The following is a 15,100-nucleotide window of genomic DNA, read 5'->3' as shown; positions in this document are numbered from 1 at the left end:
TTAAGCATAAACCAAGTAGCTTCGCCCTAGTGAAGCTGGCGATATATTTGTTCGGCTAATGTCATAGAAACACCCTCTACGCTGGCTATCTCCTCAATACTGGCATTAGCAACCCCTTTAAGACCACCAAAACGTGCCAGCAGCTTTTGACGGCGCTTGGCACCAATGCCCTCGATCTCCTCAAGGCGAGAAATCGTTCTAGCCTTAGCGCGCTTAGCGCGCATACCAGTAATTGCAAAGCGGTGTGCCTCATCCCGTATCTGCGCCACCAATAACAATGCTGCGCTATCAATGCCCAACTCAAGAGGCTCACGTCCATCCGCAAAAATAAGCGTCTCAAGCCCTACCTTGCGTCCCTCACCCTTAGCGACACCAACAATTAAGCCTACGTCCATACCAAATTCAGACAAGACTTGGCGCGCCATCTCCACCTGCCCCTTGCCACCGTCAATCAAAATCACTTGCGGAATTTTTTCTACCGGTAACTCCTGAAAATTAGCATAGCGTCTTTGCAAAACTTGACGCATTGCTGCGTAATCGTCGCCCGGCGTAATGTCATTGATATTGAATCGTCGGTATTCACTAGACTGCATTGCATTCTTGGCATAGACAACGCACGATGCTTGTGTTGCTTCACCGGATGTGTGGCTAATATCAAAACACTCGATACGTAATTGCTCGAGGCTTTCTAATTCAAGACTGAGAATATCTGCCAAGGCACGCGCCCTTGCCAGCTGCCCACCCGTCTCAACCAAACGTTTTGTCAATGCGATCTTGGCATTGCCTTCAGCCATAGCAAGCCAATGACGTCTTTGACCTTGAGGTTGATGCAGGAAGGTGATTTTTCTTCCTGCCTGTGTATTTAATAACTCATGCAAATCTTCAGGTGGAGATTCATCCAATTGAGTAAGGTCATCACCGGCTGACTGCAGGGCGTGGTTTAAAACCAATACCGGCGGAATCAAATTGGTTGTCGTCTCCTCAATATGCTCCTCTAAATAATGCTGCGTAATAAAGGCTTCCAATATCTCTGCGGGAGACGGCAACTCGCCAGAAGTAGTGCGCAGGCCCTTAGGAAAATATGCTCTGTCACCAAGATGACGACCACCACGAACCATGGCTAGGTTCACACAAACCATACCTTCCATTTGCGCAACAGCGATGATGTCTACATCACCTTCACCCTCCGCCACCACATCCATAGATTGCTGCTGCAAAACACTGGATAAATCTGCAATGCGATCACGCAAGACGGCAGCCATTTCAAATTCCATCGCCTCGCTATGTTTGTGCATTTCTTTTTCAAGCTCAGATAAAACACGACTGTGATCGCCCTCTAAAAAACGGGTTGCTTGAGCAACATCTTGGCCGTATTGCTCAACACTGAGACGGCCCACACACGGAGCGCTACATCGATGAATCTGATGTAATAAACAAGGGCGACTGCGATTCTTAAATACTGAATCCTCACAAGTCCTCAAGCGAAATACCTTCTGCAGAATCTGCACGCTATTACGCACTGCCCAACTATTTGGGAATGGCCCAAAGTAATGATTGCGCTTGTCCACTTTTCCGCGATATGAAGCTAACCTTGGGAACTGATGGCCCGTTAGCATCACATATGGGTAGGACTTATCATCACGAAACAAGATGTTAAATGGGGGTGCCAACTCTTTAATGAGATTGTTCTCTAGAATGAGGGCTTCAGTTTCAGTCCGTGTTACCGTTGTCTCGTAACGGGCAATTTTGCCCACCATCAGCTCGATACGCGGTGACAGTTGTGTGCGCTGAAAATAACTTGAGACACGCTTTTTAAGGTTGCGAGCTTTGCCTACATACAGAATATGCCCCGCTTCATCAAAGAAGCGATATACCCCCGGCAATCCGGGTAGCCGTTTAACATCCTGCTGAAGGGTTTCAAAAAGCGAATTACTCATGCGTTGGGATATTTTCTGTCAAATCGTCGATAACTATGGTGATGCCGGTGTTTGCTGGCGTCTAGCCCGAAGCTTAGCAAGCATTCATGGGCAAGAGGTGCGTATTTTTTGCGATGATCTGCCAACCCTTAATTTACTCGCTTCGGGTGTAGATCCCGCCATAAAGCAAAAAATTGATACGCAACCATGGGATACCAGTCATAACAATGCCAGACACCCTGTACAACCGCCCGATGTGGTGATTGAAGCATTTGGCTGCGAACTACCTGAGCGTTATCTTGCCGGTTTGTTTATAGCCTCCATCAAGCCCATCATCATTAACCTGGAATACCTCAGCGCTGAACCCTGGATAACGGAGTTCCACGGCAAAGCATCACCCCAGTCTCACGGCATTCCCAAGTATTTTTTCTTTCCTGGATTTCAAGAGGAAGTTGGCGGGCTATTGCTAGATCCTATTCCAGCAGAGGGTCATCTCACCGACAACAACATTCCGAATGATCTCAAAACTGTCTGGTCTAACTTACGGCCTGGAGCAAAGCGAATCAGTGTTTTTTGCTACCCAGGGGCGCCGCTAAAAAAATGGCTAGAGGACTTAGGAAGCCTTGGTGAAGAGGTTGATATCCTGCTGGCCCATGGTCATGCGGAGCAACTCAACTTATATGGCGAACAACCTATCTCGCTACCTAAGAATCTACAACTTCTCTCTATGCCATTCGTTTCTCAGGACGAATACGATTGGGTGCTTTCACAGTGTGATTTCAACATTGTGCGTGGAGAAGATTCTTTTGTACGTGCACAACTGGCAGGCAAACCATTTATTTGGCATATCTATCCCCAAGAAGATCGCGCTCATGAAGTGAAATTAGCTGCCTTTTTGGATCTCTATCTTGAGGAAGCTAGCCAAGAATTAAGGCTGGCCACTATTGCCGCAATGACCTGGGCAATGCCAAGTGAATGGTTTGGCAAGCTAGGAGTCTGGGATGCGCATGCTAAGCGCTGGCGCACCCATTTACTCGAAAAACAAGCGGATGGCGGCTTGCCAGCACGTTTAATCCGCTTTGTCGCCTAATCCCAAGCAATAAAGGCTTGCGGGCGGTTACAATCTTGTTTTTGATAAAAACCGCAGAAAAATAGCTCTGCCCCCAGGAATAGCAAGATGAAAACAGCACAAGAACTCCGCGTTGGTAACGTAGTAATGATCGGCACTGATGCCCAGGTCGTTTTAAAAGCCGAATATAGCCGCTCTGGCCGCAACTCCTCTGTTGTGAAAATGAAATTTAAAAACTTGTTAACTGGCGCGCCGAACGAAGGCGTTTACAAAGCCGATGACAAATTTGATGTTGTGATTCTCGACAAGAAAGAGTGCACTTACTCTTACTTCGCAGATCCAATGTATGTATTTATGGATGGCGACTACAACCAATATGAAGTTGAAGCTGAGTTCATGGGTGATGCATTGAATTACCTCGAAGAAAGCATGCCATGTGAAGTGGTGTTCTACGAAGGTAAAGCGCTTTCAGTAGCAATGCCAAACTCATTGGTTCGTGAAATCATTTACACAGAGCCAGCAGTTAAAGGTGATACCAGCTCAGGCAAGGTATTGAAGAACGCAAAATTGGCAACTGGCTATGAATTGCAAGTTCCATTGTTCTGCAACACTGGCGACAAGATTGAAATCGATACTCGCACCGGTGAATACCGTAGCCGTGCTAACTAATTTGTAATTAGCTAGCTACGAAGTAAAAAGCCCGGCATGCCGGGCTTTTTTATTTCTACGAATTAATTGAACTTACTCAGCAATCAAGCCTAACTGTGCAAGCAAGCCTTTAGCATGCTGGTACTGAGCCTCGTTTTGCAATTCACCCCATGTCGGCGCTGCCGACAATGGCATGAGACGGTTTAAACGTGTTGCAGATTCTGCTTGCTTTGCTTTGGAGACCTTGAGCTTAGAGAGTAGTTGATCAGCAAGATCAGGGCGATTACAGATCAGCACTGCGTCACAACCAGCCTCTAAGGCCATTTCAGCGCCCTTCACTACTGAGCCAGCAACACTGGCGCCTTCCATCGAAAGGTCATCACTAAAGATCACGCCTTCAAAGCCCAACTCTTGACGCAAGATAGAGTGGAGCCAGACTTTAGAAAAGCCGGCTGGGTTCTGATCTACCTTTGGATAAATAACGTGTGCCGGCATTACTGAAGCCAGGCTAAGATCAAGCCACTCATAAGGCTTGGCATCATCATTCAAGATCTCTTTTAAGTTACGCTCATCCACTGGAATTGCCACATGAGAATCAGCTTCAGCCCAACCATGACCTGGAAAGTGTTTGCCACAGTTAGCCATCCCAGCAAGGCGCAAACCTTCATTCAAACTTTTCGCTAGAGCAAAAACAATTTGTGGATCACGACTAAAAGACCGATCACCGATCACACCGCTTCTACCAAAATCTAAATCCAGAACCGGCGTAAAACTGAAATCTACACCACAGGCACGTAATTCAGCTGCCAACACATAGCCACAGGCAGTGGCTGCAGCCATAGCGATCGCAGCGGATTCCGCAGGATGAGTGGACTTACTTTTTGCACCCCATAACTCACCTAGTTTGCGCATTGCAGGCAGGTGAGTAAACCCATCAGTCCTAGCGCGCTGCACTCTGCCGCCCTCATGATCAATCGAAATCAAGACATCAGGACGTAGTTTTTTAATAGCGGCGGTAAGTTTTGTGAGCTGCTGACGATTAGCAAAGTTACGACCAAACAAAATGACGCCGCCAGTCAGTGGATGCAAAATGCGTCGACGATCTTCAGCATTTAATTCCAAACCAACTACATCTAAGGTGATTGGGCCTGGGGCCATCTTTGACTTACTCATCTCTTCCTCTTATTTTTGAGTAACAATTACATGCGCAATTGCCATATCTTGCTCATCACTCACAGTCACGTGAGCTTCCCAATTTTTTTCTTGCATGAATTGCGCCAGCGCACCTAAATAGCTCGTTACCGGCTTGCCGCTCGGCTCATTCAAAGTTTGAAGCGAGCGCCAAGTCATCGGCATTCTCATGCCAAGCCCGATTGCTTTTGAAAAAGCTTCTTTGGCGGCAAAACGTGTAGCCAGGAAAGCAATGCCCCGCTTATGATTTCTGGCGAGACGATGCTGAAATACCAGCATCTCATCTGGACCCAGAATTTTTTCGGCTAAGCGACCATTCGTGCGGTCGTAAGCCGCTTGTAAGCGCTCAATCTGCAGAATGTCTGTGCCGATACCAATGATCATTTTTTATTTTGTAGCGATTGATTATTCTTAAGCGAGCGCTCTACCCTGAGCCATCAAGGTTTTCATATCGATGATTGCCTTTTGCCAGCCTTTGAACAGGGCCTCAGCAACAATAGCATGGCCAATATTGAGCTCTGATAATTCAGCTATTGCTGCGATAGGTTTCACATTGCCTTCGTGCAAACCATGACCGGCATTGACTCTTAGCCCGATACTTTTTCCAAAGACTGCAGCCTTCCGAATGCGCTCCAATTCTTTCGCCTGATCGGCACCCGATAAATCAGCGTAACGACCAGTATGCAATTCAACTACAGTCGCGCCCACATCTTTAGCCGCCTGAATTTGCTTCTCTTCGGGATCAATAAATAATGACACCCGAATGCCGGCATCGACCAATTTCTTTGTGGCTGCTTTTACTGCATCGAAATGACCTAAGACATCCAATCCACCTTCAGTTGTCACTTCTGCACGCTTTTCTGGGACTAAGCAGACATCATGCGGCTTTACTTGGCAGGCAATGTCAATCATCTCAGGAGTGACTGCGCATTCGAGATTCATGCGGGTTTTAATGAGTGGGCGTAAAGCCAATAGGTCGGCATCTTTAATGTGACGACGATCTTCACGCAAATGAAGAGTGATGAGATCTGCGCCTGCTTCTTCAGCCAAAGCAGCTGCCCTTAATGGATCGGGATAGATCGTGCCACGCGCATTACGCAAGGTGGCGACGTGGTCAATATTGATGCCTAGTTCAAGGCTTGGATGGCTGCTCATCTCTGTAGATTACTAGATTTTCTTCAGATCAATCAAAATTTGACGCGTGGTGAGAACTTGATCCTGCAAATGTAGGCCCAACAGAAAACGCATTAACTGCTTACTTTCGGAAAGTGTCTCTGAATCGGAAAAATCACCAACTGCAATCGCCAATAAGGATTTTCCAGTCAGGACTGGCCAGTGTCCCGGATCATCGACCTGGACGGGACGAACACCACGCTCAGGCTGATAAACATATTGCTCATGAGCCAAAGGAACTTCATTAGTCTCAACACAGCGATCTAATGCTGCAGCATAACCAGTCTCTTGCAAGAGTGATAACTCAAAAGGACGTAGGATTTCTTCTAAACCTTTGGACTCAAACTCTAAATTTGATAAGGCGTTAATCGTTTCTGCATAGCGGTCATAAAGCTTTTCGTAATCATCTTCACGCGCTAAAAACTTTACAAGCAATTCATTCAAATAGAAGCCGCAGAGTAAGGCATCGCCAACCAAAGAAGGCATGCCACCTACCCACTCTGACTTCGTTAAGGTACGTAGCTCAGATTTACCACTCCAAGAAACCAGCAATGGCTGAAAGCGCTGCAATACAGGTCTTAGCGTCGAATGCGGACGTTTAGCACCTTTGGCAATTAAAGCCATGCGGCCATATTGCCGTGTAAATACATCCAGAATTAAGCTAGTCTCTTTATAGGGGATGCTGTGCAATACAAAAGCAGGTTCGTCAGCAACTCGAATCGAGGCCATTGAATTTATTCCAACCCTTGCGCCCGCAATTCAGCGCGATCATCAGCCCAGCCACGCTTGACCTTAACCCAGGTCTCCAAGAAGACCTTGCCATCAAAGAGCTTTTCCATGTCGATACGGGCATCAGTAGAAATCTTTTTAAGGCGCTCGCCCTTTTGACCAATGATCATGGCCTTATGACTATCGCGATCAACCAAAATGGTTGCCGCAATACGGCGCATCTTACCGTCCATCTTGAACTGATCGATCACTACCGTGCTGGTGTAAGGCAACTCCTCGCCAGTAAAGCGGAATACTTTTTCTCGCAAAATCTCAGCAGCCAAGAATCGCTCACTGCGATCAGTGATGGTATCGCCATCGTATACAGCTGGCGCTTCAGGCAAATAACCCTCAAGCACATCTAGCAATCTTTCAATATCCCCTGGGCTTTTAGCGCTCATCGGTACAATTTCAGCAAACTCGCATTTTTGGTCTTCGTGACCGCCTAACTCACACCAAGGGCGAGCCATATCTTTAATGAAGTTCAGCAAAGCCTGATCGCGCTCTGATGGAGTCTGAAAGCGACTATTAAATAAGTCCAACTTATTAAGTACAAGCACTACCGGCAAATCATCTGGGAGCAACTTCAAAACTTTTTTGTCATCCTCACCAAAGTAACCAGCCTCAACTACAAAGCAAGCCACATTCACATCCTGCAATGCAGTCGTTACCGTGCGATTAAGCGCTTTGTTTAGGGTATTCATCAAACGCGTCTGAAAACCTGGCGTATCAATAAAAATAAACTGAGCTTCTTCACGATTCTGGATTCCCAAAATACGATGGCGTGTAGTTTGAGCCTTGCGTGAAGTAATACTGATCTTTTGACCAACCAAAGCGTTGAGCAAGGTTGATTTACCCATATTAGGACGCCCAACAATGGCGATGGTGCCGCATCTAAACACGATTAGCCCTTCAGCTTAAGATTGAACTGCTCTTCGGCCACTTCTTTTTTTGCTGCTTTCTTTTTCGCTGACCGAGTTTTCTTGGGTTTACGAGATTCTTGTGGCAAAGCTTTTAACATCGCAATCAAAGCCAACTTAGCTGCAGCCTGCTCAGCAGCGCGACGTGATGCGCCTTCGCCTTTGACCGCCACCTTATGACTAGGAATTAAACATTCCACCTCAAATTGCTGGTTATGCGCTGCGCCAGTAGTGCCAGTAACGTTATATGCTGGTAAAGGCAACTGATAGCTCTGCAAACATTCTTGTAAAAGTGTTTTATCGTCTTTGCCCAAAGTTTTTGGATCAACATGCTCCAAGATGATGGAGTAGAGCTTGCGCAAGCTTGCCTTGGCCGCTTCAAATCCACCATCCATAAAGATAGCGCCAGTAACCGCCTCTAGGGTATCTGCCAAGATTGAGGGGCGACGAAATCCACCGCTCTTCAACTCACCCTCACCTAGACGCAAGTAGTCTGACAAGGAAAGGGTTTGGGCGATTTCATATAAAGCTTGTTGCTTTACCAAATTCGCACGCACGCGAGACAAATCACCTTCATCCAAATCGGAATAGCGCTCATAAAGCATCTCTGCTACTACGCAATTGAGAATAGAGTCACCCAGAAACTCCAAACGCTCATTATTTTTCTTGCTATGACTACGATGAGTTAAAGCTTGATTCAGTAGCTCGGGCTTCTTGAAGGTGTAGCCGAGGCGCTCTTGCAGCGGTCCAGTTTCGATAACGGCGCGCGCATTCATGATATTTACTCGAATCCGCCTATGCGACCAAGATTACCGAGATTAAGCCATACAAAGAAAGCTTTACCTACAATGTTTTTATCTGGCACAAAGCCCCAGTAACGAGAGTCTGCGCTGTTATCGCGGTTATCACCCATCGCAAAGTAATGGCCTGCTGGCACTTTACAAGTCATACCTGACTGTTGATATTGGCAGAATTCAGATCCTGGAAAACGCTCGGTCGGGAACACAGTAGCCGGACGATCTGGGTCATTCAGGATCTCATGACGATTGCCGCCCAAGTCTGCGGGGAAAGTTTCCGTGAAACGTTTGGCATAGCGCATATTCTCTGGATCGAGATAAGACTCGCCACCACTGTATTGCAATGGTTGGCCATTTATGGTCAGGCGCTTATTTTCATAAGTGATTTCATCACCTGGCAGGGCCACTACGCGCTTAATGTAATCCACTGACTCATCGCGTGGGTAGCGAAACACCACGACATCGCCACGCTTAGGCGTGCCTAGGTCGACTACTTTTTGATTGAGCACTGGTAGACGAATTCCATAGGTAAATTTATTTACCAAAATGAAATCCCCAATTTGTAAAGTCGGAATCATTGAGCCCGATGGAATCTTGAATGGCTCAGCAATGAAAGAACGCAATACAAATACAGCACATATAACCGGGAAGAAGCCTGCGGTGTATTCAAGCCATAAAGGCATGCGGTCATTGCCTGCCAAACGTCTTTGCGGAGCAAAGTGCAATTTATCAGCGACCCAGGCGATGCCAGAAATAATCACCAGGATAAAAAGGACTAGAGCAAAGTTCATTAATCTTCCACCTGCAAAATAGCTAAGAAGGCCTCTTGTGGAATCTCCACATTACCCACCTGCTTCATACGCTTCTTACCTTCTTTTTGCTTCTCTAATAACTTGCGCTTACGGGAGATATCACCGCCATAGCACTTAGCCAGAACGTTCTTGCGTAATGCTTTGACGTTTTCACGAGCAACAATATTGCTACCGATCGCCGCCTGAATAGCCACATCAAACATTTGACGAGGAATGATGCCGCGCATCTTCGCCACAACCTCACGACCACGATGTTGACTATTACTACGGTGAACAATTACGGAGAGCGCATCTACCCGCTCGCTATTAATCAGGATATCGACTTTCACTACGTCAGCGGGACGATATTCCTTGAACTCGTAATCCATCGAGGCATAGCCACGTGAGATTGACTTCATTTTGTCAAAGAAGTCTAAAACGATTTCAGCCATTGGTAGCTCATAAGTAAGCTTGACCTGGCGACCTAGGTAATTCATATCCATCTGAATGCCGCGCTTACCAACGCACAAAGTAATAATCGCACCCACATACTCTTGGGGCATGTATAAATTGACTGTCACGATAGGCTCAAGAATCGTATTGATCTTGCTAGCCTCAGGCATCTTCGACGGGTTATCTACAGAGATAATTGAACCGTCCGATTGCTCTACCTGGTACACCACCGTTGGAGCGGTAGTGATGAGATTCATGCCGTACTGACGCTCTAAACGTTCTTGCACAATCTCCATGTGCAACAAACCCAAGAAGCCGCAACGGAAGCCAAATCCAAGCGCTTGTGATACCTCTGGCTCATACAAGAGCGAAGCATCGTTGAGTTGTAACTTTTCTAAAGACTCGCGTAGCTGATCGTATTCACTCGATTCAACTGGATATAAACCCGCGAACACTTGCGGTTTAACTTCTTTGAATCCAGGTAATGGCTCAGACGCAGGAACACGACCTTGTTGTCCAGGAGAATGCGTGACGGTGTCACCAACCTTAGCAGCCTTTAATTCTTTAATGCCGGCAATCACAAAGCCTACTTGACCAGCAGATAGCTCAGGGCGATCTACCGACTTCGGACTAAACACGCCTACGTGCTCAACTAAATGGCTTGAACCGTTGGCCATTAAAGTAATTTTTTCTTTTGGTTTTAAAGTGCCGTTCACAACGCGCACCAGCATGACAACACCAACATAGTTATCAAACCAAGAGTCAATAATCAAAGCTTGTAGTGGATCTGCTGCGTTGCCTTTTGGCGGAGGCACTCTAGCAATCATTTCTTCGATCACATCCTGAACACCTAGACCTGTCTTGGCTGAACAGGTTACGGCCTCTGAAGCATCTATACCAATCACATCTTCAATTTCTTTTTTCGCGCGCTCAGGATCAGCCTGCGGCAAATCAATCTTATTGAGAACCGGAACAACCTCAACGCCTAACTCAAGAGCCATGTAACAGTTAGCAACTGTTTGCGCTTCAACGCCCTGGCTAGCATCAACAACTAATAAAGCACCTTCACAGGCAGATAAAGAACGGCTAACCTCGTAGGAGAAGTCGACGTGGCCCGGGGTATCAATCAGGTTAATGTTGTAAATCTTGCCGTCTTTGGCTTTGTAATTCAAAGCAGCGGTTTGCGCCTTAATCGTGATGCCACGCTCACGCTCAATATCCATTGAGTCGAGTACCTGAGCTTCCATTTCGCGATCAGAAAGACCGCCACACAGTTGAATAATGCGATCAGCAAGCGTCGATTTGCCGTGATCGATATGGGCGATGATAGAAAAATTGCGGATTAAATCCATAGCGTCTTAATAGGTCATTCAAAAAACGCCTTGTCAGAACGCACCACAATGATGCGCTGCAAAAAGTCGTCTTAAAGTGATTGTAATGGGTGGCGCCCAAAAGGCGCCAAACCCCATTTCTAGACCCAAAATAGGGTTATTTGGGCCTTACAGGGACTACCAAAGTGCTATCAGCACGGCGTATAAAGACCGGGACGGCCTTGTTAGCATCTAGGCCCTTAACCAAGGCCTCAAACTGCTTAACGCCCGTAATATCAGCATCAGCAACCCGAATAATGACATCTCCAGGGCGAATTCCGGCTCTGGCCAAGGGACCTTCACCTAAGCCGGTCACTTCAACCCCGCCCTTGATATTCAAATCCTTCTTTTTACTATCGGATAACTCACTCACAGCCACACCTAGAGCATTTGCGCTATTGGTATTTGGAGCTGGGGCATCCGACTTCTTATTTGCCGCCTGAGTAGACTCGGCATCAGTTACGGTCACCGTTAAATCTCGAGTACCACCCTTGCGCCAAACTTGCACTGGAGCTGAAGTACCCGGCTTTGTTTCGCCAACCACTCTTGGTAAGTCAGTTGATTTAGCAATATCGCGCCCGTTGAAACTCAGAATCACATCGCCGGACTCAATTCCACCTGCAGCAGCTGGTCCACCTGGCTCAACGTTACGAACGTATGCGCCACGCGGTTTACCCAAACCTAAACTCTCAGCAACATCTTTGGTCATCTCGCCCAAAGCAACACCAATACGACCACGCGTCATCTTGCCATTGGTACGCAATTGATCAGCAACACGCATTGCCTCATCAATCGGAATAGCAAATGAAATTCCCATATAGCCACCAGAGCGACTAAAGATTTGTGAGTTGATGCCAATCACCTGACCGGCGGTATTTAATAAAGGGCCGCCAGAGTTGCCTGGATTAACCGCCACGTCCGTCTGGATGAAAGGCAAGTAGTCGCCAGTATCACGACTCTTAGCAGACACAATCCCTGCGGTGACCGTATTCTCAAGGCCAAACGGGGAACCAATTGCTAGAACCCACTCACCCACACGCACTCTTGAAGAATCGCCCAAAGGCAACTTAGGTAAATCGCGAGCATCAATTTTGACAACAGCAACATCAGTACGTTTATCCATACCGAGTAACTTTGCTTTGAACTCGCGCTTATCAGTCAAGGTCACATAGATAGTTGTAGCACCCTCAACCACATGCGCGTTTGTCAAAATTAATCCATTGGATTCAATAATGAAACCAGAGCCAACACCACGATCTGCTTCTTGCGGCTTACCGGGATTTGGTTGCGCTTGTTTTGGGCCATTTGGCATTCCGGGAATGGGCACCCCAAAGAAACGACGGAAGAATTCTGCTTGATCCTCAGGCATTCCAGGAATACCGCCTTGAGCTTGCTGCACCACCACTTTTTCAGTGGTGCGAATATTCACGACCGCTGGACTGGCACGCTCAACCAAATCAGCAAAATCAGGAATCGTTACCCGAGGATTTTGTGCGGAGACAGGTTGAATAAATGCAAACTGCCCAAGACTAAAAATAGTCATGAGCGCAATTAAGTACTTTTTCATAATGCTATAGACCTACTTGGTAAAGACCAACAATGGAGATACTTAGAATATTAGGTCAGTTTGCCAAAAATCAAGGTACCGTTAGTACCCCCAAAGCCAAAATTGTTTTTGACTGCATGGTCTATCTTCACATCCCTAGCGGTATTGGCGCAGTAGTCCAAATCACACTCAGGGTCTTGATTAAAGATATTGATAGTAGGTGGCGACTTCTGGTTATGGAGGGCCAGGATCGTAAATACAGACTCTAAGCCGCCAGCGCCGCCCAAAAGGTGGCCGGTCATCGACTTAGTGGAATTAATTAAAGCCTTTTTGGCGTGATCGCCTAAAGCTGCCTTGATCGCCTCAGTTTCATTCTTATCACCTAGCGGTGTAGAAGTTCCGTGAGCATTTAAGTATTGAATTTGATCTGGGTTGAGTTTGGCATCGCGCATTGCATTGACCATGCAACGACGTGGACCATCCATATTTGGAGCAGTCATGTGATACGCATCACCACTCATACCGAAGCCGAGTAGCTCACAATAAATTTTTGCGCCACGTGCTTTTGCGTGCTCGTATTCTTCAAGCACTACAACACCAGCACCTTCGCCAAGAACAAAACCATCGCGGTCTTTATCCCAAGGACGTGATGCAGTTGCAGGATCATCATTGCGTGTGGAGAGTGCTCTCGCAGAAGCAAAACCACCAACACCCAAAGCAGAGATAGTAGATTCAGCACCGCCGGCAACCATCACATCAGCATCGCCGTACTGAATTAAACGTGCGGCCAAACCAATGCTGTGTAAACCCGTTGTACAAGCAGTCACCGCAGCCACGTTTGGACCTTTGAGACCAAACAAAATACTGAGATGACCAGAAATCATATTGATGATTGAGCCTGGAACAAAGAAAGGTGAAATACGACGAGGGCCGCGAGCCAAGAGCTCAGCGCCTGTTTCCTCAATCATTGGGAGGCCACCAATACCGGAGCCAACCATGACACCAACGCGCTCGGCGTTTTGTTCTGTGATCTCTAAACCACTGTCGCGAAGAGCTTGCGTACCAGCAGCGATACCGTAATGGATAAAGGTATCCATATGGCGCGCCTCTTTGGCAGAAACATATTCTTCAACGTTGAAATCTTTCACCTCTCCAGCGAAATGAACGCTAAGCGGAGTGTGGTCAAACTTGGTGATGGTAGCAATGCCTGATTTGCCCGCGAGCAAATTAGACCAAGCTACATCAACTGAATTACCAACAGGTGAGATGAGACCAAGGCCGGTGACTACTACCCGGCGTCGGCCATTTGATGCTGACACAGTAATACCTAGGCTAGGGAATTAACCCTGAGCTTTTGATTTAGCGAAGTCGATCGCGAGCTGAACTGTGGTGATCTTCTCAGCTTCCTCGTCAGGAATTTCGATGCCGAATTCATCTTCCAAAGCCATAACCAGCTCAACAGTGTCAAGAGAGTCAGCGCCCAAGTCGTTCACAAAAGAAGATTCATTTTTGATCTCTGCTTCTGCGACGCCTAATTGCTCAGCGACGATTTTCTTAACGCGTTGTTCGATGTTGTCCATTAATTTCCCCAGGGGTTGTAAAAAACGATGAAAAGGATTTTATCAGTTTGGCGGACCGAATTAGCAAATTCGCCTAAAAATGATCAAATCCTTGCTTTGCCGTTAGGCTAAATATAGTCCGCCATTGACGTGTAGGGTATTACCCGTAATGTAACCAGCCGCCGGAGAGGCCAAAAATGCCACTGCCTGGGCTACATCCTCAGGACTACCCAATCTAGCCAAAGGAATGTTCACTTTTAGGGCATTTTGCTGCTCTTCGCTCAAAGCGCGGGTCATATCAGTATCAATAAATCCAGGAGCCACGCAATTCACGGTGATGTTACGGCTACCGATTTCGCGAGCTAAGGCACGAGTCATGCCAGAAACGCCTGCTTTTGCAGCTGCGTAATTTGCCTGACCAGGATTTCCCATATGACCAACAATAGAGGTGATATTGATAATGCGGCCGCCACGAGCCTTCATCATCGGACGCATCACCGCTTGAGAAAGGCGGAAGACTGAACTTAAGTTGGTATCAATCACATCGGTCCACTCATCGGACTTCATACGCATCGCCAAGTTATCGCGCGTAATGCCAGCGTTGTTCACCAAAATATTGATGCCGCCATATTCTTTAACGATCAAATCAATAATTTCTTCGCAAGCATTTGGTGCGGTGACATTCAATACCTCACCTGCACCACCAGAAGCTTTCAGACGCTCATCAATGGCTTTAGCACCACTCTCCGAAGTAGCAGTGCCAATGACTTTGGCGCCGCACTTTACTAACTCATCCGCAATTGCTTGACCAATACCGCGTGAGGCGCCAGTTACTAAGGCAATTTGTCCGCTTAAGTCGAGATTCATATTTGTCTTCCGCTGTCTTATTTATTTCTGTA

General features: G+C 47.0%; 15 protein-coding genes. 2 read left to right on the top strand and 13 right to left on the bottom strand.

Annotation, left to right across the window (positions count from 1 at the left end; translation table 11 throughout):
* Positions 1-26: 26 nt before the first annotated feature.
* Entirely contained in the window at positions 27-1,937 is a 1,911-nt protein-coding gene (uvrC, locus tag ICN10_RS06860) for an excinuclease ABC subunit UvrC (RefSeq protein WP_216214016.1), read from the bottom strand.
* Here uvrC and earP point away from each other — a divergent pair.
* A complete protein-coding gene (gene earP / locus ICN10_RS06855) occupies positions 1,936-3,006 on the top strand; it encodes an elongation factor P maturation arginine rhamnosyltransferase EarP (protein WP_216214014.1) in 1,071 nt (356 codons plus the stop codon). The two genes, uvrC and earP, sit on opposite strands and share 2 nt — an antisense overlap.
* A gap of 87 nt (positions 3,007-3,093) precedes the next feature.
* Positions 3,094-3,654, top strand: coding sequence for an elongation factor P (gene efp / locus ICN10_RS06850; protein WP_012357464.1), 561 nt, complete (start codon positions 3,094-3,096; stop codon positions 3,652-3,654).
* A 72-nt stretch (positions 3,655-3,726) separates the two neighbouring features.
* Here efp and nagZ read toward each other — a convergent pair whose 3' ends face one another.
* From nagZ to fabG, 12 genes are all read right to left on the bottom strand, one after another.
* Positions 3,727-4,806 (bottom strand): beta-N-acetylhexosaminidase, encoded by a 1,080-nt coding sequence (gene nagZ / locus ICN10_RS06845; RefSeq protein ID WP_216214012.1) that lies wholly within the window; start codon positions 4,804-4,806, stop codon positions 3,727-3,729.
* A gap of 9 nt (positions 4,807-4,815) precedes the next feature.
* Positions 4,816-5,208, bottom strand: a complete 393-nt coding sequence (gene acpS / locus ICN10_RS06840) for a holo-ACP synthase (RefSeq protein WP_216214010.1) — start codon at positions 5,206-5,208, stop codon at positions 4,816-4,818.
* Positions 5,209-5,235: 27 nt separating this feature from the next.
* Positions 5,236-5,979 carry a pyridoxine 5'-phosphate synthase gene (pdxJ, locus tag ICN10_RS06835; protein ID WP_216214008.1) on the bottom strand — a complete coding sequence of 248 codons (744 nt, stop codon included), beginning with the start codon at positions 5,977-5,979 and terminating at the stop codon, positions 5,236-5,238.
* A 12-nt stretch (positions 5,980-5,991) separates the two neighbouring features.
* Positions 5,992-6,726, bottom strand: coding sequence for a DNA repair protein RecO (gene recO / locus ICN10_RS06830; RefSeq protein WP_216214005.1), 735 nt, complete (start codon positions 6,724-6,726; stop codon positions 5,992-5,994).
* Between the two features lie 5 nt (positions 6,727-6,731).
* Positions 6,732-7,625: a GTPase Era gene (era, locus tag ICN10_RS06825; RefSeq protein ID WP_216861128.1), complete on the bottom strand. Its 894-nt coding sequence runs from the start codon at positions 7,623-7,625 to the stop codon at positions 6,732-6,734.
* A gap of 44 nt (positions 7,626-7,669) precedes the next feature.
* Positions 7,670-8,461, bottom strand: a complete 792-nt coding sequence (gene rnc, locus ICN10_RS06820) for a ribonuclease III (RefSeq protein WP_216214003.1) — start codon at positions 8,459-8,461, stop codon at positions 7,670-7,672.
* A 5-nt stretch (positions 8,462-8,466) separates the two neighbouring features.
* Positions 8,467-9,273, bottom strand: a complete 807-nt coding sequence (gene lepB / locus ICN10_RS06815) for a signal peptidase I (RefSeq protein WP_216214001.1) — start codon at positions 9,271-9,273, stop codon at positions 8,467-8,469.
* Positions 9,273-11,078: a translation elongation factor 4 gene (gene lepA / locus ICN10_RS06810; protein ID WP_216213999.1), complete on the bottom strand. Its 1,806-nt coding sequence runs from the start codon at positions 11,076-11,078 to the stop codon at positions 9,273-9,275. The genes lepB and lepA overlap by 1 nt, the downstream gene beginning before the upstream one ends.
* 136 nt (positions 11,079-11,214) lie before the next feature.
* The gene (locus tag ICN10_RS06805) at positions 11,215-12,663 is read right to left on the bottom strand and encodes a DegQ family serine endoprotease (protein WP_255536828.1); all 1,449 of its coding nucleotides are present in this window, start codon (positions 12,661-12,663) and stop codon (positions 11,215-11,217) included.
* Between the two features lie 50 nt (positions 12,664-12,713).
* On the bottom strand, positions 12,714-13,961 hold the full coding sequence (fabF, locus tag ICN10_RS06800) for a beta-ketoacyl-ACP synthase II (RefSeq protein WP_068322121.1): 1,248 nt from the start codon (positions 13,959-13,961) through the stop codon (positions 12,714-12,716).
* Between the two features lie 21 nt (positions 13,962-13,982).
* The gene (acpP, locus tag ICN10_RS06795) at positions 13,983-14,222 is read right to left on the bottom strand and encodes an acyl carrier protein (RefSeq protein ID WP_062311190.1); all 240 of its coding nucleotides are present in this window, start codon (positions 14,220-14,222) and stop codon (positions 13,983-13,985) included.
* Between the two features lie 102 nt (positions 14,223-14,324).
* Positions 14,325-15,068, bottom strand: a complete 744-nt coding sequence (fabG, locus tag ICN10_RS06790; protein ID WP_216213997.1) for a 3-oxoacyl-ACP reductase FabG — start codon at positions 15,066-15,068, stop codon at positions 14,325-14,327.
* Positions 15,069-15,100 lie beyond the last annotated feature (32 nt).

The sequence above is a fragment of the Polynucleobacter sp. 86C-FISCH genome (assembly GCF_018882415.1).
Taxonomy (GTDB): Bacteria; Pseudomonadota; Gammaproteobacteria; order Burkholderiales; family Burkholderiaceae; genus Polynucleobacter.
Note: the sequence above shows the minus strand (reverse complement) of the source record. Positions and strands in the feature narration are given on the sequence as shown.

Coding starts and splice junctions, on each gene's coding strand:
- recO (WP_216214005.1), bottom strand. CDS start 6,726: ATGGCCTCGATTCGAGTTGCTGACGAACCTGCTTTTGTATTGCACAGC.
- uvrC (WP_216214016.1), bottom strand. CDS start 1,937: ATGAGTAATTCGCTTTTTGAAACCCTTCAGCAGGATGTTAAACGGCTA.
- efp (WP_012357464.1), top strand. CDS start 3,094: ATGAAAACAGCACAAGAACTCCGCGTTGGTAACGTAGTAATGATCGGC.
- acpS (WP_216214010.1), bottom strand. CDS start 5,208: ATGATCATTGGTATCGGCACAGACATTCTGCAGATTGAGCGCTTACAA.
- rnc (WP_216214003.1), bottom strand. CDS start 8,461: ATGAATGCGCGCGCCGTTATCGAAACTGGACCGCTGCAAGAGCGCCTC.
- nagZ (WP_216214012.1), bottom strand. CDS start 4,806: ATGAGTAAGTCAAAGATGGCCCCAGGCCCAATCACCTTAGATGTAGTT.
- fabG (WP_216213997.1), bottom strand. CDS start 15,068: ATGAATCTCGACTTAAGCGGACAAATTGCCTTAGTAACTGGCGCCTCA.
- acpP (WP_062311190.1), bottom strand. CDS start 14,222: ATGGACAACATCGAACAACGCGTTAAGAAAATCGTCGCTGAGCAATTA.
- pdxJ (WP_216214008.1), bottom strand. CDS start 5,979: ATGAGCAGCCATCCAAGCCTTGAACTAGGCATCAATATTGACCACGTC.
- lepA (WP_216213999.1), bottom strand. CDS start 11,078: ATGGATTTAATCCGCAATTTTTCTATCATCGCCCATATCGATCACGGC.
- earP (WP_216214014.1), top strand. CDS start 1,936: ATGCGTTGGGATATTTTCTGTCAAATCGTCGATAACTATGGTGATGCC.
- ICN10_RS06805 (WP_255536828.1), bottom strand. CDS start 12,663: ATGAAAAAGTACTTAATTGCGCTCATGACTATTTTTAGTCTTGGGCAG.
- era (WP_216861128.1), bottom strand. CDS start 7,625: ATGGGTAAATCAACCTTGCTCAACGCTTTGGTTGGTCAAAAGATCAGT.
- lepB (WP_216214001.1), bottom strand. CDS start 9,273: ATGAACTTTGCTCTAGTCCTTTTTATCCTGGTGATTATTTCTGGCATC.